The sequence below is a fragment of the Maridesulfovibrio salexigens DSM 2638 genome, assembly GCF_000023445.1.
Lineage (GTDB): Bacteria > Desulfobacterota > Desulfovibrionia > Desulfovibrionales > Desulfovibrionaceae > Maridesulfovibrio > Maridesulfovibrio salexigens.
Map to the genome: position 1 here is coordinate 3,630,622 of NC_012881.1, position 22,027 is coordinate 3,652,648.

17 protein-coding genes are annotated in these 22,027 nt (G+C 47.6%); 9 read left to right on the forward strand and 8 right to left on the reverse strand.

Annotation, left to right across the window (positions count from 1 at the left end):
• Nucleotides 1-201: 201 nt before the first annotated feature.
• Together DESAL_RS16635 and DESAL_RS19880 are read left to right on the forward strand one after the other, a co-directional pair.
• Nucleotides 202-2,346: a methyl-accepting chemotaxis protein gene (locus DESAL_RS16635; RefSeq protein ID WP_015853133.1), complete on the forward strand. Its 2,145-nt coding sequence runs from the start codon at nt 202-204 to the stop codon at nt 2,344-2,346.
• Nucleotides 2,347-2,588: 242 nt separating this feature from the next.
• Nucleotides 2,589-4,730, forward strand: a complete 2,142-nt coding sequence (locus tag DESAL_RS19880; RefSeq protein WP_015853134.1) for a methyl-accepting chemotaxis protein — start codon at nt 2,589-2,591, stop codon at nt 4,728-4,730.
• Nucleotides 4,731-4,786: 56 nt separating this feature from the next.
• On the opposite strand, the gene DESAL_RS16645 is transcribed toward DESAL_RS19880, so the two are convergent.
• Both DESAL_RS16645 and DESAL_RS16650 read right to left on the reverse strand, forming a co-directional pair.
• Nucleotides 4,787-5,632, reverse strand: a complete 846-nt coding sequence (locus DESAL_RS16645) for an aldo/keto reductase (RefSeq protein ID WP_015853135.1) — start codon at nt 5,630-5,632, stop codon at nt 4,787-4,789.
• Nucleotides 5,633-5,647: 15 nt separating this feature from the next.
• Entirely contained in the window at nt 5,648-5,986 is a 339-nt protein-coding gene (locus DESAL_RS16650; protein ID WP_015853136.1) for an MGMT family protein, read from the reverse strand.
• 104 nt (nt 5,987-6,090) lie between these two features.
• Between DESAL_RS16650 and DESAL_RS16655 the strand changes: the two genes are divergently transcribed.
• Nucleotides 6,091-7,104 (forward strand): hypothetical protein, encoded by a 1,014-nt coding sequence (locus tag DESAL_RS16655; protein WP_015853137.1) that lies wholly within the window; start codon nt 6,091-6,093, stop codon nt 7,102-7,104.
• A gap of 98 nt (nt 7,105-7,202) precedes the next feature.
• The gene (locus DESAL_RS16660; protein ID WP_015853138.1) at nt 7,203-8,018 is read left to right on the forward strand and encodes an AraC family transcriptional regulator; all 816 of its coding nucleotides are present in this window, start codon (nt 7,203-7,205) and stop codon (nt 8,016-8,018) included.
• Here the strand turns inward: DESAL_RS16660 and DESAL_RS16665 are convergent.
• Nucleotides 8,015-8,407: a bacteriohemerythrin gene (locus DESAL_RS16665; RefSeq protein ID WP_015853139.1), complete on the reverse strand. Its 393-nt coding sequence runs from the start codon at nt 8,405-8,407 to the stop codon at nt 8,015-8,017. The genes DESAL_RS16660 and DESAL_RS16665 overlap by 4 nt on opposite strands.
• Nucleotides 8,408-8,548: 141 nt before the next feature.
• Here DESAL_RS16665 and DESAL_RS16670 point away from each other — a divergent pair, with 141 nt between their 5' ends.
• The 3 genes from DESAL_RS16670 (at nt 8,549) to DESAL_RS16680 (ending at nt 13,079) form a co-directional block, all read left to right on the forward strand.
• The gene (locus DESAL_RS16670; protein ID WP_015853140.1) at nt 8,549-9,496 is read left to right on the forward strand and encodes a DMT family transporter; all 948 of its coding nucleotides are present in this window, start codon (nt 8,549-8,551) and stop codon (nt 9,494-9,496) included.
• A gap of 217 nt (nt 9,497-9,713) precedes the next feature.
• A complete protein-coding gene (locus DESAL_RS16675) occupies nt 9,714-10,703 on the forward strand; it encodes a BMP family lipoprotein (protein WP_041721975.1) in 990 nt (329 codons plus the stop codon).
• Between the two features lie 51 nt (nt 10,704-10,754).
• Nucleotides 10,755-13,079, forward strand: coding sequence for an ATP-binding protein (locus DESAL_RS16680; protein ID WP_015853142.1), 2,325 nt, complete (start codon nt 10,755-10,757; stop codon nt 13,077-13,079).
• 280 nt (nt 13,080-13,359) lie between these two features.
• Here DESAL_RS16680 and DESAL_RS16685 read toward each other — a convergent pair whose 3' ends face one another.
• On the reverse strand, nt 13,360-13,692 hold the full coding sequence (locus DESAL_RS16685) for a NirD/YgiW/YdeI family stress tolerance protein (RefSeq protein ID WP_015853143.1): 333 nt from the start codon (nt 13,690-13,692) through the stop codon (nt 13,360-13,362).
• Between the two features lie 601 nt (nt 13,693-14,293).
• Here DESAL_RS16685 and DESAL_RS16690 point away from each other — a divergent pair.
• Nucleotides 14,294-14,938 (forward strand): RluA family pseudouridine synthase, encoded by a 645-nt coding sequence (locus DESAL_RS16690; protein WP_015853144.1) that lies wholly within the window; start codon nt 14,294-14,296, stop codon nt 14,936-14,938.
• Nucleotides 14,939-15,066: 128 nt separating this feature from the next.
• On the opposite strand, the gene DESAL_RS16695 is transcribed toward DESAL_RS16690, so the two are convergent.
• Genes DESAL_RS16695 through DESAL_RS16705 form a run of 3 tightly spaced genes read right to left on the reverse strand, consistent with a single transcriptional unit; the run spans nt 15,067 to nt 20,158 of the window.
• Nucleotides 15,067-17,394: an FAD-dependent oxidoreductase gene (locus DESAL_RS16695; RefSeq protein WP_015853145.1), complete on the reverse strand. Its 2,328-nt coding sequence runs from the start codon at nt 17,392-17,394 to the stop codon at nt 15,067-15,069.
• Between the two features lie 29 nt (nt 17,395-17,423).
• Nucleotides 17,424-19,058 carry a glutamate synthase-related protein gene (locus DESAL_RS16700; RefSeq protein ID WP_015853146.1) on the reverse strand — a complete coding sequence of 545 codons (1,635 nt, stop codon included), beginning with the start codon at nt 19,056-19,058 and terminating at the stop codon, nt 17,424-17,426.
• Nucleotides 19,022-20,158: a class II glutamine amidotransferase domain-containing protein gene (locus tag DESAL_RS16705; RefSeq protein WP_015853147.1), complete on the reverse strand. Its 1,137-nt coding sequence runs from the start codon at nt 20,156-20,158 to the stop codon at nt 19,022-19,024. The genes DESAL_RS16700 and DESAL_RS16705 overlap by 37 nt, the downstream gene beginning before the upstream one ends.
• A gap of 887 nt (nt 20,159-21,045) precedes the next feature.
• Here DESAL_RS16705 and DESAL_RS16715 point away from each other — a divergent pair.
• Nucleotides 21,046-21,345, forward strand: coding sequence for a hypothetical protein (locus DESAL_RS16715; protein WP_015853148.1), 300 nt, complete (start codon nt 21,046-21,048; stop codon nt 21,343-21,345).
• 1 nt (nt 21,346) lies between these two features.
• Here the strand turns inward: DESAL_RS16715 and DESAL_RS16720 are convergent, their stop codons facing one another.
• Nucleotides 21,347-21,973 carry a TetR/AcrR family transcriptional regulator gene (locus DESAL_RS16720; RefSeq protein WP_015853149.1) on the reverse strand — a complete coding sequence of 209 codons (627 nt, stop codon included), beginning with the start codon at nt 21,971-21,973 and terminating at the stop codon, nt 21,347-21,349.
• Nucleotides 21,974-22,027: the final 54 nt, after the last annotated feature.

Genomic DNA, 22,027 nt, shown 5'->3' on the forward strand with positions numbered 1-22,027 from the left:
TCATTTGGTGCAGCCTTTTTTTGTTCCCTCAACTGTACTGAATGAGCATTCAGGCCACAATTGTCGCTTTTTCTTTACATTCCCACCAAAATTAATGTTATATATTAAGCTAAGCTTAGCCTCAGGTTGTCGCACTACAACCACTAAAAGCAATAAGCTTTTCAGGAATATAACTGTCATCTTCATCGAGGGAGGAATTGCATGAATTTCAAGGACTGGAGCCTAAAAAACAAAATTATCATACCCACTTTCTGCGTTGTGGCTATTATCCTTACCGCCAGCACATGGGTGATGACTGATCAGGCCAGAAGCTTAGCTGTGCAGCAGGCCAGTAAAGGCGCTGACACAGAGGCAAAAGGATACGGTAATGAAATTTCCGAAACACTGGGAAAAGCTCTTACCGTAACCCGAACTCTGGCCGCCATGTTTGAAGAAGGCGCGAACTATAAAGTCATCCCTGACCGTGAATTCCTCGACTCCGTACTCATACACACCCTGAAAAAGCACCCCGGCCTTTCCGGCGCATGGTGCACATTTCCCGCCAAAACCAGCTACGATAACCGGGAAGAAGAATACCGCGATAAATACAAAGGAGCATACCGTAACTGGTACTACCGTGACGGAGGCTCCATATCCGCTTCATATGTGGGAGAAGAAAACCTTGAAGGGCAAGCATGGTTTGAAAACCCCATGTCCGGTAATGTGGAAACCCTTTCTGAACCATATCCGTGGGAAGTGGCCGGAAAGACTTTCTGGCTTTGTTCCACCGGATACCCGGTAAAGAGAAATGGACGTAACATAGGTATTGTCGGTGTAGACTTTTACCTTAACGACCTTCTCGATACGGTGCTTAAAATCAAACCTTTTGAAACCGGCTATGCATTCCTGGTCACAAATAAGGGAACCATAGTTGCTCACCCCGATTCGGAGCTGCAGGCTAAAAACATAACCGACATTCTCAAAGGTGAACAACAAAGCAAAATTCTGGATGCAATCAACAACGGTAGAGCCTATTCCTATGTCGCAGAATCAAACTCAGGCAAGATGGAATACATAACCTATGCTCCGATCAAAGTAGGTAAGACTTCTTTCCCATGGTCCATCGCACTGGTTATCCCCATGGACAAGGTTGAGGCACAGGCAAATGCCATTGCCAAGAACAGTATCATGGTCAGTGTTCTGGCCATTCTTATTCTGCTGGCTATTCTCTTTGTACTGGCCGGAGTTATCAGTAAGCCGATCCTCAAGACCGCAGGGTACACTAACAAAGTATCTGAAGGCGATCTCGATGCCGCGCTGGAAATCAACCAGAAAGACGAAATCGGACGTATGGCTGATTCACTGCGGACCATGGTCGGAGAACTCAAGAAGACCATCCTTAAAGCAGAAGATGAAACCCGCAAAGCGGAAGAAGAATCTGCAAAAGCTCGCGAAGCAACAGCTGAAGCGGAAAAAGCCCGGGCCAAAGCGGATATGGCCCGCACCGAAGGGCTCCATCACGCAGCTGACAGAGTTGAACAGGTCCTTGAGCGGGTAGTTTCCGCTTCCGAACAGATGTCCGTACAGTCTAATGAAATGCTGCAAGGTTCTGAAATCCAAAGTGACCGCATTTCATCCACTGCAACAGCTATGGAAGAAATGAATGCGACAGTGCTGGAGATCGCCCGTAACGCCAGTGATGCGGCTGAAGCAAGTAATGATGCGCAGATAAAGGCAAAAGACGGTGCTTCAGTTGTTGAGAAATCCAAGAGAGCACTGACCCAGACTGTAACCGAGGTTAACAACCTCAAAGACAACATGGAAGAACTTGGCAAACAGGCCAAGGGAACCGAGACCATTGTCGGTGTAATTACCGATATTGCCGACCAGACCAACCTGCTGGCTCTCAACGCTGCAATTGAAGCGGCCCGTGCCGGCGAGGCCGGACGAGGTTTCGCGGTCGTTGCAGATGAAGTCCGTAAACTGGCTGAAAAAACAATGACCGCCACTGGAGAAGTTTCCACTTCCATTAACGCTATTCAACGTGTAGCCGGGGAAAACATCCGCTCTATGGAAACAGTCTACACCCGCATTGAGGAAGCAAATGAATTCTCGGAAAGCTCCGGCGGAGTCTTAAAGGAAATCGTAACCGGAGCAGAAGAAAGTGCGGTCCAGATTCAAAGCATCGCAACAGCTGCTGAAGAGCAGTCCGCAACATCTGAAGAAATTAACAGCTCCATAGAAGAAATCAGCCGTATCACTGCTGAAACAGCGAATGGAGCCCGTGAATTCGCTTTGGCTCTTGAGTCGCTGGCCGAACAGGTATCTGAAATGCAAAAAATCGTGGAAGACCTGAAAGACGAATAGAAAAAGACTGCCATAATAAGAACAAAAGGCCGTATCAACTGATACGGCCTTTCTTTTTGATTCGACTCTGATTTTGATAATTAAATCTTTTTTACAATTCTTTCGTTTCCCCCTTTACATTTTCTTAAAGATTGCCGAAACAACCCCTGTATAACTGAATAAGACACTGTAATTACTGAATAAAAACACGACAAGATTGTCCTAAACACGCCGACAATGTCGCAAAGAAAGGGGGATTTTTAATGAGTTTCAAAAACTGGAGTCTGAAGACTAAAATTATTTTGCCAACGTTCTGCATTGTGGCACTCATTCTTGCCACAAGCACATTGGTCATGACCAATCAGGCCAAGAAAATGGCTGTGAAACAGGCAAGCGAAGCTGCTGATCATATTGCCAAGGGATTCGGTAATGAAATTTCCGAAACAATGGGTAAAGCCCTGACCGTAACAAGAGCACTGGGCATCATGTTTGAAGAAGGTGCCAACTACAGTGTGATCCCGGACCGCGAGTATCTCGACTCAGTACTGGTTGGCGTTCTTGAACGGCATCCCGGTCTTGCCGGATCATGGTGTGCCTTCCCCCCTGATGTTTATGACGGACGGGAAGACGACTACATGGGCAAATACAAAGGAGCCTACCGTAACTGGTACCATCGCGATAACGGACAGATTGCGGAACTATTTGTTGGCAATAAAGACGTTTCCAACGTGGGTTGGTTTCAAAATCCCATGTCCGGCAATGTGGAAACAATTACTGAACCTTACCCTTGGACAGTTAAAGGTAAAACATACTGGGTCTCTTCCACCGGGATTCCGGTTAAAAAGAATGGGCAAAACATCGGGGTCGTTGGTGTAGATTTTTATTTAAATGACCTTCAGGATACCATTCTTAAAATCAAACCTCTTGAGACCGGATATGCATATCTTGTAACCAACAAAGGTAACATTGTAGCCCACCCGGATTCCGAATTGCAGGCAAAAAACCTTGGCGATGTGATCGACTACGAGCACAAAAGGGAAACCCTTAATGCCATCGAAAGAGGTAGAGCTTACTCTTACGTAACCGAATCCGAAAACGGGGAAAGACAATACATCACCTATGCTCCTATCAAAGTAGGTAAGACTTCTTTCCCATGGTCCATTGCACTTGTTATCCCCATGGACAAAGTTGAAGCACAGGCCAATGCCATAGCCCAGAACAGCCTGATCATCAGCGGTATAGCTATCGCCATCCTGCTGGCAGTCCTTTTCATGCTTGCCAGTGTGATCAGTAAACCGATCATCAGAACCGCTGCATACACTGCCAAAGTTGCTGACGGTGATCTCGATGCCGAGCTCAACATTGATCAGAAAGATGAAATCGGACACATGGCAGATTCCCTGCGGGCAATGGTAGTTGAGCTCAAGAACACCATTCTCAAGGCGGAAGACGAAACGCGCAAAGCCGAGGATGAATCCGCCAAGGCACGTGAAGCAACTGCCGAAGCTGAAAAGGCACGCGCCAAAGCGGACATTGCCCGCACCGATGGCCTGCGCCATGCAGCAGAACGGGTTGAACTCATCCTTGAACGGGTAGTTTCCGCTTCCGAACAGATGTCTGTACAATCCAATCAATTGCTTAACGGAGCAGAAATCCAGAGCGACCGCATCACCTCCACCGCCACAGCAATGGAAGAGATGAATGCCACAGTACTGGAAATCGCCCGCAACGCAGCAGACGCAGCCGGGGAAAGCACCGAGTCACAGGAAAAAGCCCGAAATGGAGCTGAAGTCGTGGATAAATCCAAGACTGCTCTGGGGCAGACTGTTTCCGAGGTTAACAACCTCAAGGTAAACATGGAAGAGCTGGATAAGCAGGCCAAAGGAACCGAAGCAATTATCGGAGTGATCACCGACATTGCCGACCAGACCAACCTGCTGGCCCTTAACGCCGCCATTGAAGCGGCCCGTGCAGGTGAAGCCGGACGCGGATTTGCAGTAGTAGCCGATGAAGTCCGCAAGCTGGCAGAAAAAACCATGACTGCCACCGGAGAGGTTTCTGATTCCATCAATGCCATCCAGCGCGTTGCCGGTGAGAATATCCGTTCAATGGGAACTGTTTATCAGCATATTGAAGAAGCCAATGATTTCTCGGAAAAATCCGGCTCTGTTTTGCAAGAAATTGTATGCGGAGCAGAAGAAAGCGCGGTCCAGATTCAAAGCATTGCCACCGCAGCTGAAGAACAATCAGCCACCTCCGAAGAAATTAACGGATCGATTGAAGAGATCAGCAGAATCACTGCCGAAACAACAGACAGTGCGCGGGAATTCAGCACAGCACTTGAATCCCTTGCCGTACAGGTCTCTGAAATGCAGAAAATTGTGGAAGACTTGAAAGCTGAGTAAGAAACAGACAAATCAAAAGAAACGGCCCGGAATGCAATATTCCGGGCCGTTTTTCGTTAATACTCTTCATAGTACGCCGGATGTTGATCCTTGCGCCTGCCATCGGGTCTATCAAATGCACTGATGGTTGCCATATCGTCAGCTGACAATTCAAAATCAAAGATATTAATATTTTCGAGCTGCCGTGCCGGAGATGTGGCCTTTGGAATGGGGACAGCCCCCAATTGCACGTGCCAGCGCAGGATCACCTGTGCCGCGCTTTTTTCATACTTATCACCGATAGCCTTAATTACAGCTTCCTGCATTGCAGAACTGTCGCGTCCAAGCGGACTCCACGACTGGGTGATAATCCCATGCTGCTCATGCCAGTCGCGCTGTTCCTGCTGGATAAAATAAGGATACAGCTCAACTTGGTTCACAGCCGGAACCACCCCGGTTTCATCCATAAGCCGCTGCATATGTTCAGGCAGAAAATTGCTGCAACCGATTGAACGGACAAGCCCACGTTTACGTGCTTCAATAAGCGCCTGCCATGCTTCCACGTACAAATCCTGACTGGGATTGGGCCAATGGATAAGATAGAAATCGTAATAGTCCAAACCTGCACGATACAAAGACTCTTCTACAGAATATAGAGCTTCATTGTAGCGATGACGCAAACCGGGAACCTTGGAGGTCACCAACAAATCTTCACGGGCAACCCCGCTGCGGCGGATGGCTTCGCCAACTGCACCTTCATTTTCATACTTAAAAGCGGAATCAAGCAGGCGGTATCCGCTGCGGATGGCATTGACCATAGTCTCGACCCCGGCGGAGCCATTGAGTTTGTAAGTACCGAATCCCAGTGCAGGAATTGAATTACCATCATTCATCTTCAGTTCAGGTACGAAAAAATCACTCATATACTTCTCCAGCTTCTATCTTTCATCACCGAGAATTAATTGCTCGGGCACCCAGAGATAAACTTCAAAATCAATCTGCCCATCAAAATCGAATTCAACACCTTCGCGTTCCAATAATTCACGCTGCCTTTCATAACCTTGCCCTTTTTTCAGGGAGATGCGCCCTTCACGGTTTACCACCCGCTGCCAAGGAAGATTTTCCTTTTTCCCGCTGCTATGCAGAATGCGCACAATCTGCCTTGCTGCACGGGGATTACCTGCCAAAGCCGCAATCTTACCGTAAGAACAAACCTTTCCTTCCGGAATGGCCTTGATAACTTCGATCGCCTTTTCAGTAAAAACAGTCCTGCCCATTCTAGCTACCTTCAGACTCCAATTAGATACAAAATGCATTTTCCACGCAAGATATACATGTTATATTTTTTCAGCTGAAACCGTTTAACAAACGTGAGTTTGCAATGATTGAAATTTTCAGAAGAGCGTCCGCACTTTTCCTGCTTTGTCTGGGCGGATACCTCATGCTCTGGCCGGGAGGCAAACTGCTGATTGTCAGTCCCTACGAAGGGACCGTCATTAAAGGACCAAAAATAACCGTCACTGATCCGGACTGGTTTGAACTGGCAAAATCCATGACTAACCCTGAAGACACGCCGCAACTGGAAGAAAGATCGTACGGTTCCAAGCACAAACAATATATATTCAAACCTGACGAACCGCCCTTCAATGAAATATCCCATTACCCCGAACAAGCCGTTTTTGTCTCCATAGGCAACGGTCAAAAATGGCTGCGCATCTACGCCAGTCATGCCGGAGATATCTACAGTCTGCCGGAGCAATTCAAGCATCCTTATTTCTATCATGGACCGGGGTTAATAATGATTGGCTTAGCCATCTACTTCTTTATTCCACAGCGCCAATATGAAACTGACGAAATTCACTATCCACGCGGAGCCACGGTAATAGGCCCTGATATTATGGGATTGATCCTTACTCCCATGTTCTTCCTGCTGCCCTTCCCCATTGTATGGGAAATGGATGCCGGAGGAAGCGTCTTAAGCATATCCAAGGGCTGGATCTGGTTGACCGGAGCCATGTGGCTGATGGCCGCCATCTGGTCGGTACTCCTGCTCACCGCCCTGAAATACAGTGATCTCTGCTACAGAATTACCGATCAGGGACTCCATGTTATCAAAATGGGAAAAGATGAACTCATCAAATGGGATGAAATTGAATACTTCAGAAATTATAGAACCCGGCTCAGCGGCAAACTATCCAGCCTGCTGTTAATCTTCGGAACTACCATGCAAGCGGTTGCTACCGGCCTCATGCTCCGCCATCAGGAAGAATGGGGAATCCGAATACACCCCCGTAATGGAAAGGAAATCAAGATCATGGGTAATGCCTTAGATCGGTTCGATGACATTGTCCAAGGCTTGAAAGATCATGGTGTTAAAAGAAAAAACAACAAGTAACCAAAGAGAGCAATATTTTACAAGACCGCCGGCCGCATGCTGTCTAGCTTGTTTTCCATTAACGTTTATGCAACTCTTCCGGTCAAGCGGTGCGATCTATGAACAAAGGGATAATCAGATATCTTCGCCCCGAATCAATTGAGGGCCTCGAAATTCAGGAAGTCATTAATTCCAACCACTCCTTCCCGAACCATACCCACGGATTCCATTCAGTAGGGGTTATGGAGGCAGGCGGTTGCTATTGCCGCCAGCCGGGTTCAGGCAGTTCCTTTGTGCGTGGAGGAGAAATCGCCCTCTTCAATCCCGGACTTGTCCATTCCGGCGTAATTACCGACTCCGATACAAGGCTCACTTACCGTGTATTCAGTTTTGACAACCGGTTATTTGAAAAAGCCCTGCGCGACCTGAACGAAGTAGAAGGATTGCCGGAATTCAGATCTGTTGTGACCGAAGATAAGTTGACTACCGGAACCCTGACCGAACTCAACTACGCAGCATCAACAGTAAAAAGCAGGCTGGCCTTGGATACCGCTCTTGCCCGTGCTGCGGCGGCCCTTTTGACACGTCACTGCGATGCGCAATCCAAGGTACCGCAAACGAAAGAACCCGTAGCCGTAAAGAAAGCCCGCGAATACCTCAACGAGAACCTCTCGGAAAAGGTTTCACTTGAAGAACTTTCGCAGGCCACCGGACTTTCCCGCTACCATCTGCTGCGGGTATTCAGAAAAACAACAGGACTTCCGCCCCACAGTTATCACTTGCAGTTACGCATTGAACACGCCAAAAGGCTGCTGCGCTCAGGAATGTCCTTTGCCGAAACAGCCCTGCAAAGCGGTTTCTCAGATCAGAGCCACTTCACCAACACTTTTCGTCGATATACGGGCGCAACTCCCTCGCAATACACGAATATTTAATCTCCGCGTATATAAAGGGCATATTTACGATCACTCTCAAGAATATGCCCAACCAACCAATTATTCAAATATTCCAGCATATCCTGAAAAGGCACGTATTTAGTAAAGACAGCTTCTTTATAATCTTCTAATTGCTGGATAAATCCTTCATGCTCTTTAATATGCTCATCAAGATGAAGATAGCCGTTATCGCGCATAAGCTTCTCTTCATCTTGAAAATGTTCCTGCGCGTATTTCTCCATACGACTCAAGCATGTACAAGCCGCACTCTCTTTATCTCCGGGACCGGCTTCAGCCAGATCATTAAGCATCTGTATCAAGAATTTATGTTGCTTATCTATATGCTCATTTTCAAGGCTATATTTATCTTTCCATTCAACAAAAACCATATGCATAGCCTCCTTTTTGCTACAAGAGAACACCTACACATTCAAATCATCATTTCCATTATTTTTTCACCATTACCCATGAGCAATTTTTTCCAAGACCGGAATTATACAAGCAGCTACTTTCTCTTTAAGGAGACAACTATGAGTACAAGCAAGTCGAACACAACTATAATTCCAGTATTTTCTATATTGGCAGCAGTTCTGCTCTGGGGAAGTTCTTTTGCAGCAATGAAACATCTTGTGGGAAATTTAAATCCATGGGCAGTGATGTGGATGCGCACAGGGATTGCCACCCTCGCACTTACACCATTCATTTCGCGTCTGGCAGCCCCGGTCAAGAAAGGGAAGGATAGATTTGCACTCGCCATTATGGCTCTATTCATGCCCTGCCTTTATTTTCTTTCAGAATCTTATGCCCTGACTTTCACAACCGCGACACAGGCCGGATTGATATCAGCCTCTCTACCGTTGATGGTTTCAGCGGGAGCCGGATTCTTTTTCAAAGAAAAAACAACCCTTGCCGGATGGCTTGGGCTGGCTCTCTCCATGCTCGGAGTTGCTGTATTGACTTTAAGCGGAAGTCCCTCCGGTAATGGATCCAACCCGGCACTTGGCAATATGCTGGAACTTCTCGCCATGATCTGCGCTGCAGGGTATATGCTGTTGGTCAAAAGACTCTCCGCCAGCTACGGCCCGTGGACTTTGACCGCAGTCCAAAACAGTGCCGGATGCATCTTTTTTCTACCCGGAATGTACCTGCTAATCCGGGACGGTCTCGGACCGGACCCGCTGAATGTCATTTTGATAGCCGGATATCTTGGGGCTTTCGTCACCCTTGGAGCCTTTGGGCTTTATAATGTAGGAATGAGCCGCCTGCCTGCGGGGAAAGCCTCAGCTTTCATCAACCTTGTACCGGCCATAGCTGCTTTCTTCGGATGGTTCCTATTGGGTGAAACCCTTAACTTCACACAAATGCTGGCCTCATTAGTAATCTTCGCCGGAGTAGGGCTTGCCCAAAGCGGGGGGAGAATCAATTGGAAATCCCTTATAGTTTTTACTCCCGGCTCACTTTTAAAACAAAAGAATTGATCTGATCATCGTCAATACATTTTCAACCCCGGCAAATTTTTAAATTTGCCGGGGTTTCTTCAATGATAAGACATATCCTGAACTTGTGGAAATAACCTTTTATAAATTACACTTTTATATTAAGTTATGTTTTATAGAAGATATTCTAGTAAAAAAGATCTTCCTTACAGGCATGTTCATTGCTGAGATTCATCGCTTTCATTACTCCGGGGTAATTATGAAAACAGTTTTTGTCACAATTTTATTCTTATTATTTACAATCGGAACCGCTTTGGCAGACCAGCCTGTAGTAGGTTTCGTTACCGGAGCTTCTGGTCTTGGCGACCTTTCATTTAATGACATGTCTTATGGTGGAATCCGCAGAGCTCAGCAGGAGTTTAATTTCAAATTAATCATTCTTGAGCCGGAAGTAGACGGCGAATCCAGAATAGAAGATTTCACGAACCTCATAGAACAGTCTGACATCCTGATCCTTGTGGGAGCGCAACATGCGGAGCTGGTAAAAAAGACAGCCCCGAAATATCCGAACAAAAAATTCATCATCAGCGAAGTTCCTTTAGCTGGAATGGAAAACGTTTCCTCGGTCTTCTTCGAGCAGGGAGAAGGCTCCTTTCTGGCCGGAGCTTTAGCTGCACTGACCAGCAAGACCGGCAAAATCGGATTCATCGGTGCAACCCCGGTTCCACCGGTCCAAAAATTTGAACAAGGCTATGTGGACGGGGCAAAGTACGCTGTCCCAGATATTAAAGTTGAAGTGGCCTACCTGACTCCGCTGGGCGACTTTTCCGGATTCAATGCTCCTGCCAAGGGCTACAATGTTGCCATGGGTCAGTACAGAACCGGAGCGGACGTTGTTTTCACTGTTGCCGGACTTACCGGAAACGGTATAATTGAAGCAGCCAGACGCAGTGGAAGATATGCCATCGGTGTTGATTCGGATCAGGATTCACTGGCTAAAGGCTTTGTTTTGACCAGTATGATTAAAAAGCTTGATGTCGCGGCCTACAATGAATTGAAGGCAGTTATGCTGGGAGAGTTCAAATCCGGTCCCACAAGCTACGGCTTAAAGCAAAATGGAGTGGGACTGAGTGAAATGAAATACACTCGAGACAAAATCCCCAATTCTGTACTGAAAACAATCGACGATATCAGAAACAAAATCATAAACGGCGAGATCAAGGTTCAATACCGGGAAAATCTCAAATAAAAGACTGCGGTCCATACTAAAATCAACTAAAAGCATGACTATTGTACTGGAATGAAGGACAGCTTACGGTTCAAAATATCAATAGGCACCGGCCTTATCCTGCTGCTCTTCTTTTTTATGCTGGGCTATTATATTGTCGACTCCCAAAAAAGACTGCTTGAAGACAGCCTCTTTGAACACGGGAACCGGATAGCCTCCCTTGCAGCACGTTCCTGCGCTGAATATCTGCCCCGTTTCAGCTTCTTCCTCATAGAAGACCTTGCCCTTTCCATTGAACAATCTCCACAGGTTGCTTTCTGCGAAATATACAACCGTGAAGGCAATCCCATCCTTCAGTCTGGTAACATTGTATCCAAGTCCCACATATCAAAAAACACCCCTTCATATGGAGATGACGTACTAATCGTATCCAAGCCGATTATAAACGGACAGGAGCATATAGGAAGAGTTGAAATAGGCATGAAGCTGGATCAGGTAAGGGATGAAATCCGTGAAAACACAATCAGCCTGACCATTCTCTTCACAGCTTGTATGCTTTGCACCATTATTGCGCTGGATGCTTTTTTTCAACGCATCCTGATCTCTCCGCTCCGAATGCTGGCCAATAACACCAGGAAGATTGCCCGCCGTAAATTTGTCACTGTAGATGTCGGTTCCCGCATGGATGAAATCGGGATACTGGCTCTTAACTTCAACCACATGAGCCGCAATCTGGAGAGCCTATACAAAAATCTGGAAGTAAACGTTCAAGAACGCACTCATGAGCTTGAATCCGCCAACCAACTGTTGGTCAAAGCCATTGCCAAATCTGAAGCAATGGCAGTTGAAGCAGCTAAAGGAACCCGGGCCAAGTCCCAGTTTCTGGCAGCCATGAGCCATGAGATACGCACCCCGATGAACGCAATTCTCGGCATGGCAGAAATTCTTGCCGACTCACATCTGGATGATGAACAACGAAGATTTGTGGAAATCCTACAGGAATCAGGGGAATCCCTGCTTCATTTAATCAACGAAATTCTCGACCTTAGCAAAATTGAAGCCGGTGAAGTTGCTTTTGAAAAACGAGACCTCAACCTTGACAGGATCATCGGTAAGGCCTTCAAAGTTACCGCACATGCAGGACATGGCAAAGGTCTGGAGTTGGCGTACAACATCAACAGAGATGTCCCGGTACAGCTCATGGGCGACCCTTCAAGACTGCAACAGATTTTTGTCAATCTCATAGGCAACGCCATCAAATTTACGGAAAGAGGCTTCGTTGTCGTGGAGACCTCTCTTGTTCAGCCGGATATGGCTGACAACGGCGGGTCGCTGAAAATCCATTTTGCAGTCAAGGATAGCGGTATCGGTATAGAGGATGACAAACTGGACTCTATCTTTGACCGCTTCACACAAGCCGATTCCTCTACAACCCGCAAATACGGCGGAACCGGACTCGGCCTTTCCATCTGCAAATCACTGTGCGAAGCAATGGGTGGAAAAATCTGGCTTGAAAGCCGTAAGGGTTTCGGAACCACCGTGCATATGGAACTCCCCTTTGAAAAAGACCCCCGGGTTTCCATCTCCAATTCCCCTCTACGCGGCAAATCTATCTTGATTATCAACGATCAGGATTACTCACGTCAGGCACTTGCAATTCGGATAAGCACAAGGACCAAACGGATAAGCAAGGCGCAGAGCATGGAGGAAGGGCGCAGTTTTATTGAAAACAGCCGAAAGTCAAACACTCCGTACGACCTTATCATTGTCCGTGGTAACATCCACGGTTGGAAACGTCAGCGGACTCTGGATGAGTTACGCGCGATGAATGTTGATGAAGAAAAAATTATCCTGATCACCACAGTCGGACAGGATTATATTAAGGAGTTCCACGGAAGTGTTCTGCTGGCCCCGCTGGACATGCACTCCCTTGAAAATGCGGCCAAGAAAGCCCTTAGCAAAACAAATCAGCAACAGCAGCCGATCCCGATTCAGCCTCCGGGTAGAATTCGTCCTCTCGACATTCTACTGGTGGAAGACAACAAGGCCAACTGCATGTTGATCCAGCTATTCTTTAAAGATATGCCCCATAACCTCAGAATAGCCCATAATGGTGAAGAAGGTTTCGGGCAGGCCAGTACACATAGCTTTGACCTGATATTCATGGACATTGAAATGCCGATCATGGACGGCTATGAGTGCACCAGAAAAATAAGGGACTGGGAAAACCGCGCCGAGCGAAAGCCGAGCATAATTGTTGCCCTTACCGCCCACGCCCTTACTGAAGCGAAACACAAGATACTGGAAGCAGGCTGCGACTCTTTCCTGACTAAGCCAGTATCCAAGGATAAAATCATAAGCACCATTAATGAGCTGTGCAGCCCGTATTTCAGATAATTTACAGGTCATCAGCCTCAGATCATCTATTGGAAACCATAGCGTACAACCTTAGTGCAATGATTCCTTTTTTGAGAATAGCAGCCCTAAGCTTTAAAACTCCCCCAAAGCACACCATAAAAAACAGCCCCGAAACCAAGTAAAAACTCAGCTTCGGGGCCTTAAAAACAGAAAGGCCGCGTCCTCAGACGCGGCTTTGAAAACTGCTGACAATTCAGATTCAAGAGAGTCGGATTAGCGACCTTTCTGGTTCGGAATTATTATTCCTGTGAGGTCCGTTTTAGTTGATAACGGATATTTTCTGGGCTTCGATTCCGGCGAAGACGAGGTCCTGCTCGACCCTGCCTTCAATCTCGATCTCAGCATTAACGTCAGCAGGGAGGGATCCTGCTTTCGGGCTGAGGTCGATGATGATTTCACCGGTCTTGTCCTGAAATACGTATTTATTGTCGTTGATCTTTCTTACAATGTGTCCTTTTACAACAGCTTTGGTGTCAGCACCGGACACACGAGCTTCAGCAACGGTGGTTACGTCTTTGGATTTGAAATCCAGAGTTTCGGATGTTGCTGCAGCAGCCACGATCACCAGGAGTAAAAGAAAAAGTACGCTCATTTTTTTCATCTCTTATTACCCGTCCCACCTTGGAGGTGGAAGTTAAAGATTTGAAACCTTATTTATGAAAATTATTTTTTAACCTTTATGAAAACGTCCGGGAATTTTGTCCGGCCATTTTTTCTAAGAGGACCTGTTCTTGATCCGTTGATCAAGTAATAGACCTCTCAGTTTGATTATGCAATCAAAAAAATAAGCTATTTGTGAAATTTTGTACAAAACACCCCTTAACCCTTCATATTGTTTATAGATATTTTTTTCACAACCACTTTTTTGACATATGCATAACTATTTCAAGTTCGTAACACTATTTTTTACCCTCAATTCAACACTGAATCAGGGTTCAACTCAGTCTATAACCCGTCACCACAGTAGGATATACTCAGTTATTTTCCCATAAGCCTGAAAAACGCTATTTTCATTCTTGAAAATAACTTATAGGGCGAATAAAAGTCGAACATTTACACTCAAGACAGTTTACAATTCTAAATGAACGGCAAATAACTTATTTCTTCACATTTAAACCTATTTGCAGTATCTCCACTCTTCCATTACAAATACTGATAACTAAACTTTGTCTAAAAAAATGGACTTAAAGCTGATGAGCGACGAAAAACTTCTCGACATAGTCTATGCTGACCGCAAAATAGTGGTAGTCAACAAACCAAGTGGACTTCTTTCCGTTCCCGGTCGTGGCCCTGAGAATCAGGATTGCGTTGTTACCCGTGTTCAGAAAATGTTCCCGGAATGCCGCAAATTCCCTGCTGTGCACCGTCTGGATATGGACACATCCGGATTGCTGGTTCTGGGATTGACCGCACGGGCAGTGCGAGAGCTGATGGAACAGTTCCAGAAAAGGCAAGTAAAAAAGAGATATGAAGCCTTATTGGAAGGCATTGTTAAGGAAGACAGCGGAGTTATTGAAATGGCTTTCCGCCTTGATCCCTACAACCGTCCTTATCAGGTCTACGACCCGATTCACGGTAAACTGGGCATCACTCACTGGCGCAAGCTGGGAGTTGAAAATGGTATGACTCGCGTGGAATTCACTCCGCTGACAGGACGGACTCATCAATTGAGAGTTCATTCCGCACATCCGCAAGGACTCGGCTGCCCCATCGTAGGTGACAGACTTTACGGCTCCGGAACTGAACCCGGACAGCTCAAGCTGCATGCCGGATACTTATGTTTCGAGCATCCCAAGACCAAAGAAAAAATGGAATTTGAAATCGCTCCATTGTTTTAGGAGCCAGAAAGATTTTAAGAAGTACATAATATAAAAGCGGCTACCGGATTTTCCGGTAGCCGCTTCCATCTTAGAATCCATACAGGATCACCGGACCGCCCGGATCTCCCATTCTTTAAGACTTTATATTATCCCATGGGGCTGTTCTCTACGACATTCCAGATACCGCAGGGGCACACATTGGCACAGAAACCGCAGCCAATACATTTTTCAGAATCGCAAACCATCTCAAAATCCTTGCCTTCCCCGCCCTTACGGGAAATCGCCGCCTGCGGGCAGACGGTTTCACAAAGACCGCAATCACGGCAGGAACCGCAGGAAGAACACTCCTGAGCACATTCCTGAACATCTTTAAAGTGGGTCAGACGCGGATCAAAGTATTCAAGGGTCATGCGGCTGTAATCGATAACGTCTTTAGGCTCAGCGTGAGGACGCTTGCCGGTAAAGATTTCATCGAGAGTCTCAGCTGTCTCACGACCGTGACCGATAGCGTGGGTCAGCAGGCCGGGACGAACAGCATCACCGATGGCGTAAACACCGGGCTCGGTGGTCTGGTAATCTTCGTTGACTACAATGTGACCACGGTCAAGAGCGATGGTATCAGGCAGGAATTCAATATCCGGGGTATCACCGATGGACATGATCACAGTATCAGCCGGAAGCACTTCGCCGGATTTAAGAACCACGCCTTCCTCGGTAACTTCCTTAGTGAAACAGGGATAACGGAATTTAGCACCTACGTGCTCTGCTTCTTCACGTTCTTTACCGAAAGCGGCGGGCTTCTGAATATCAATGAGCAGAATGTCTTTGGCGCCAAGGCGGGCACATTCAGTAGCAACGTCACAACCAACGTTACCAGCACCGATGATGACCACTTTTTCGCCAACTTCAGCCTTGCCCTTCATAGCATTCTTGAGGAAATCAAGTGCGGGGGTGATGCGCTCATGACCGGGAATCGGAATGATGCGCGGCTTCTGGGCACCGATAGCGAGCACCACTGCGTCGCTGTTCTGGCGCAGTTCGGCGAAATCGTCAGCTGTCAGCTTCTTCTGCATGTGAACGTGGGGGATAACCTTGGCTACGCGCTCAAGTTCAGCATCCAGAACTTCCTTGGGAATACGGCTGGAAGGAATAGCAGAAGTGATCTTACCGCCGAGTTTCTCAGCCATATCATATACAACTGCTTCATGACCTTTGCGACGAATCTGCCATGCAACGGAGATACCTGCTGGTCCACCACCGATAACCGCGACTTTCTTACCCGAAAGAGGCGGCAATTCAGGGGCCGGGCTCTTCACGCCGTCACGACCGAGCTTGGTGATATCAACTGAAAGCATGTCCTTCACGCCGCGGGTACAACCGTCCATACAGAGGTTGGGACAGAGGTAACCGCAAACAGTTGCGGGGAAAGGAGTATATGCGAGAGCAAGGTCCACGGCTTCGTCAACAAGGCCGTCACGGACCAGCTGCCAGCGTTTCTGAACCGGCATTCCGGTAGGACAGGAGGACTGACAGGGAGCCTGATATTTGCGGTTTTCCCAGACCGGAACAAAGCGGCGCAAGTCGCCGTGGGTGATCAGCGGGATGGGTGAACGATCGAGGTCGGTAAGATCACCGATAAGACCGCCCTGCCCAAGTTCGCCGTCCCATACCTGTGAACGAAACTCAGACATAGAGCGACGCTTGCGACCAGTCTTCTCAAAGGGAGACTTGGCACGAATGAGCTGCCATTCCTTACGTTCGGTCAGGGTCTCATAAAGATCTTCACGACCAATTTTAGCAAGGTTCTCTTTCAGGTTACTGCAAAGCCATTCCCAGTCCGCATCAGTGATGGGCTCAAGGATAGCATCGGCAGTGGAGAACTCGCCGTGGGGTCCGCGGACGAAAATGCGGCCGCCAACCATACCTACGCATGGACGGAAAGCGAGGACATTTTCAGGATTTTGTGCTTCGTAACCACAGACTACAGCGGTACCACCGGCCATGAACTCAGCAAAATAGTCACCAACACCACCGAGAATCCAAAGTTCCGGTTCATCGAAACGCGGGTTGGTTTTGGTCATGGTCATACCACGGGCACCGATGTCACCGTTGATGATAACCTTACCCTGAGCCATGGCGTTACATGCGCCGTTGGAAGCATTGCCGTGGACAATGATTTCAGCACCGGCATTTAGCCAACCTACGTCATCGGAAACCGAACCGTGAACATTGATTGTTGTGCCGGGGAAGCCCTTGGAACCGAGACGCTGACCGGACGTGCCGATAACATCGATTTCAATGGGTTCTTCCTTGGAAATCCAGAGTCGTCCGCCAATACCGTGCTGGCCCATGGCGTCTATTTCAAGCTTGCGGGCTCCATCGGCAACCGCTTTCTGAATCCGTTCCTCAAGGATGCGGGATTCAATACGGGCGCCTTCTTCAAGACCGCTGATGCATATTTTTTCTGTTGCCATTTTAAATCTCCGTAAATCGTGAGCTGTTGTTAAACCACGTACTTGATGCCGAGTCTGTCAGCAGCATCACGGTCACTGATACCAAGCGCATCCGACATGCCGATGGGCAGTGATGTGGAGCGGCCCAGAGGGGCGATAATCTTTTTGATTTCAGTGTCAAAGCTCAGATAGAAGTCAACAACCCTTTCAGCTACCTTTTCAGGATCAAGGCGACGGTAAAGTCTGGGATCCTGAGAAGTAATACCCTTGGGACATACGCCGATGTTACAAACGTTGCAGCGATCTTTTTCAGAACCGAGGCAGCCTGCACCGGCCTGCATGACGTATTTACCAACCTGAACGGCACTTGCGCCGAGCATGATGAGGGCAGCAGCGTTGGCTGCGAGGTTACCGGATTTACCGATACCACCACCCGCAATGAGGGGCAGCTCGTTCTGCTTACCGGTTGTGACCAGTGCGTTGTAGCAATCGCGCAGGTTGCTGGCGATGGGGTGTCCCATGTGGTTCATGGAAACGTTGTATGCTGCACCGGTACCGCCGTCTTCACCATCAATGGCCAGACCTGCGGCATAAGGGTTACGGGTAAGGTTGTTGAGAACCGCCAGCGATGTAGAGGAGGCGGAAATTTTGGGGTAGACCGGAACCCTGAATCCCCAGGCCATACTCATGGACTGGATCATCTTTGCAACCGATTCCTCAATGGAATACTGGGTCTGGTGAGTCGGAGGGCTGGGCAGGCTGACGCGCTCGGGAACACCGCGAATAGCAGCAATGAGCTTGTTTACCTTGTACCACATCAGCAGTCCGCCATCACCGGGCTTCGCGCCCTGACCGTATTTGATCTCGATTGCGCAGGGGTCGACCTTCATCTCGGGAATGGCGTGGATGATTTCATCCCAGCCGAAGTAACCGGATGCGATCTGGAGAATTACATATTTAAGGAAGCGGGAACGGAGCAGTCTGGGAGGGCAACCACCCTCACCTGTGGAAATACGCACAGGCATGTTCAGCTCTTCGTTCAGGTATGCAACACCCATCTGCAAACCTTCCCACATGTTGGGAGACATGGCACCGAAGGACATGCCACCGATAACCAGCGGATAGATTTCACGAACCGGGGGTTTCCAGCCGTTTTCCTGATAAGCTTTTAAGCTGTCTTCCGGGGAAAGCACGCGACCGAGCAAGGTATTCAGGCGGAACTCATGGCGACCTGCATCAAGTGCGGGGTCGGTAAGCATGGAAATACGCATGAACTTAATCTGGTCCAGCAGAGATTCACCGGAGTTGCGGCGTCCACCACGGGTGCGGGGGTTACCGCCGCGGTCATTGTGGAATTTCTGGGTGGTGGAACCTTCTTCGCGTTTGGGACCGATAGCGTTGTTGGGACAGACCATGTTGCACATGGAACAGCCGATACAAGCGTAGGCAGGGTCGGTCTTCTGGCGGATGCCGTAAAAAACGGTATGTTTATTTTCGGCCTTTTTCATCAGGCCTGCGGGTGTAATTATCTCGCGCTTGCGGAATACACCGAGTTCAATAGCGTTGACCGGACAGACAGAAGTGCAGCGACCGCACTGGGTGCAAAGATCTTTGTCCCACTCGATCTGCCAGTTCAGGTCTTTAACGCCTAAAGTTGACGGGGTAATTGGTCTTTCTGTGAGCATGTCTGTATCTCCTTGCAGTCGGGTCCGACGATTACTGTATCGAGGTGCATGGGCTGGAAGTCTTTTGACTTATCGCGGTCGGGAATGACTGCGTCGATTCCGCAGACTTCGGAAGAGAAGGCGTAAATGCCGTCTTTACCGCCCACAATGCCGGGACGAAGCTTTTTACGGTCCTGAACCATGAACATGGAACCGTCATCAAGGGTTCCGATTACACAGTTGGGGCCGTCAATAATCATCTTACGGCAGGAACGCTTCAGGGTCGCGAGAAACTCACGATCAGGATGATCGGCCATTTCATGATCCATCAGCGGGGTGATGATGTGCTTGTAGGCACGGATATCAAGCCCCAGACGCTTAGTGGTGTAATGGGCGATGTGAGTAAAGACCTCGGAGTCGGACTGATAACCTTCGTAACCGGTCACATTTCTGGACTGCAGGTATTCCTTAATGGGAATAAACGCGGTGTTCTCACCGTTGGTCATGGAGGCTACACCTTCTATAAAGAAGGGGTGGCAGGCGTAGAGGTTGATAGCATAGTTGGTGTTCTGCCTGCCCTGCGCCAGAATACGGCGGGCATACAGATTGCGGTTGGCACCGAGCTGGAGCCATTCGCCTATTTCAAGAGGGTCACCGACTTCTTTTACAACGATGGTATCGGGCCAGAAAGAAAAGACCATGATGTCTCCGTCTTCTTCGCCCATTTTGCGCAACTCAAGACGCATTTCGACCAGCTTCTGGCCCTGCTGTGCAGGTGTCAGTTCATTCCAGCCTTTGGGGACCTTATAAGCAATAGCGGCATATGTTCCGCGAACGGGAGTACCTTCCGGCGGTTCGGTATCCGGGGTGTACAGAATGCTGTACTGAGACTTAAAACCATGATCCATGGTATATTGTTCCAGTCTACGCAGACCGGCTTCGGTAAAAATACCGGAAAGGATGGGACAGCCCTGCAGTTCTTCTTCAAAACGACCGCCCAGTCCCCTGAGACAGAGACCAACGCCGGAGCCGTCATGACCTTCTTTCATTGTATTAAGGGCATTGATGGCCAGCATGGGTGAAATCGGATCGCGACTTGTAAGCGCAAATAAACGGCACATATTGTCAGCTCACTCCATGATTATAAGGTTCAACAGGTACAGCGGCCCGGGAGGCAGAAGTCGGACGGTTCCGAAGCTCTGGAAGGTTTCCGGCAGGCAGCTGACGTGTTTTTATTGAAAAATGTATCAGCCAATGCGGCTCTAATCTATTTATATTTCGAAATGAGTAATATGTGCCAGCTCTTTTTTGACTTATTGAGTTTTTCCACCTCTCAAAATTGGCACAAACGTTTTTTCAGGGATCTGAAATTGAATCGAAATCAGAAGATAAAGATCATTTTTTTAAAGACTAGAGCGATTCAGAGATTAGACAATGTCAGAAAAAAACAATTTTGGCAAACAAAAATACGAAAATGAAGTTTTTAAATCCTAAACTGACTGCTACAGTCATTCAACACAACAAAACATGCTCCAAACACAGCGTCAAAACACTTAAGAAACAGATGACACCTTACACAGTTAAAAACTTGAAATAAATAACTATTTACTAGTGAAGCAGCATACTAAACCACTCACTTTCACTAAAATGACAAATACACAAATCACCCTGTTCTACTTTTGGCAAAAACGGACAATCAGACACAAGAAGGCACTCTTTACCGATTATTGACCACGCAATTATACGATCACAAATCAAGCTTGTGGATAGAAGAGCTAAACAAAGCATCCTAGGGAGCAATCACTCTCCACCCTCTAGACTTTGAAAAATTACATTTTTGGCAATTTTCTTACTGCACACCAAATATACCCTACAAAAATGTATCCAAAATCCCGACTTATAAGAAATTAGCTCAGACCAAAAAACATACACCTCGACGCATACTACTTGCTCATTTTCAAACAAAATAGTTATGCGTCAAGACGCAACAGATTTAAGGAGACAGCAAATGAATCAAACAGACATTAAAAGAATATTCGAGGCCTACTTCGAGAAATACAAAAAGACTGAGGGTGACCGCACTGCATGGTCAACTGTATGGCTGGAAACTACAGCGACAGGGGTTCTGGAACTGAATATGACAAAATGCCCGAAAGGGACTACTTTTAAAATTTTCGTTAACAAGAAAAAAGAGGCGCAAGTTCTGGGTTGGGATGCTTATTTCTCAATCATGGACGAAATATCAACCAGATTCCCCGGCATCTATGATGAAGACAAACTCTTTGCTGAAATGGAATTTGTTATTTGAATCAACTGGAATGAGGCCCCAGGAGGTATCCTTCAAGCATCATTACCATCTGAGAGACAAGACGATCTTCGCCTACTTCGGAATCAAAGATAACAGCCTGATGCGAAACTTCTTCCACCACAAGATGGACCAGTTCGGCAGCTGCCTCAAGATCATCCACTTTCAAATGATGCCTCTGGGATTCTAAAAACTCCAGCAAATGTCCACGAATCCTGCGGTCCCGCTCACGACCGATGGCCGCAATCTCATCATCTGTAGCTTCCAGGGCTATTACTTCACGAAAAAACATACGGTTACTGCGATGCGACTCTACAGAATACGCCCCCAGCATCCGCATGGCATCCCGAAAAGAATCACCCTCTTGAAGCATGGCCCGAGCCTTGGCAAAGATATCATAACTCATCTGCCCCTGAAGCATGTTCATTACTTCAATGAAAATAACCTTCTTATTCTTGAAGTAACGGTACACTGATCCGGTGGCGACTCCGGCTGCTGCGGCTATATTTTTGGTATTGGCCCCGGCGTAACCCTTTTCAGCGAATACCTCCAAAGCTGCTTCCAAAATATCATTTCTGGTAACATCCGCCCTGTCCTGCACAATCTCAAAATTTCCGTGTTTGCGGACCATACTTATCAACTCGCTGGTTACTTAATTAAATAAACTTTTGGAAAAAGATGAACT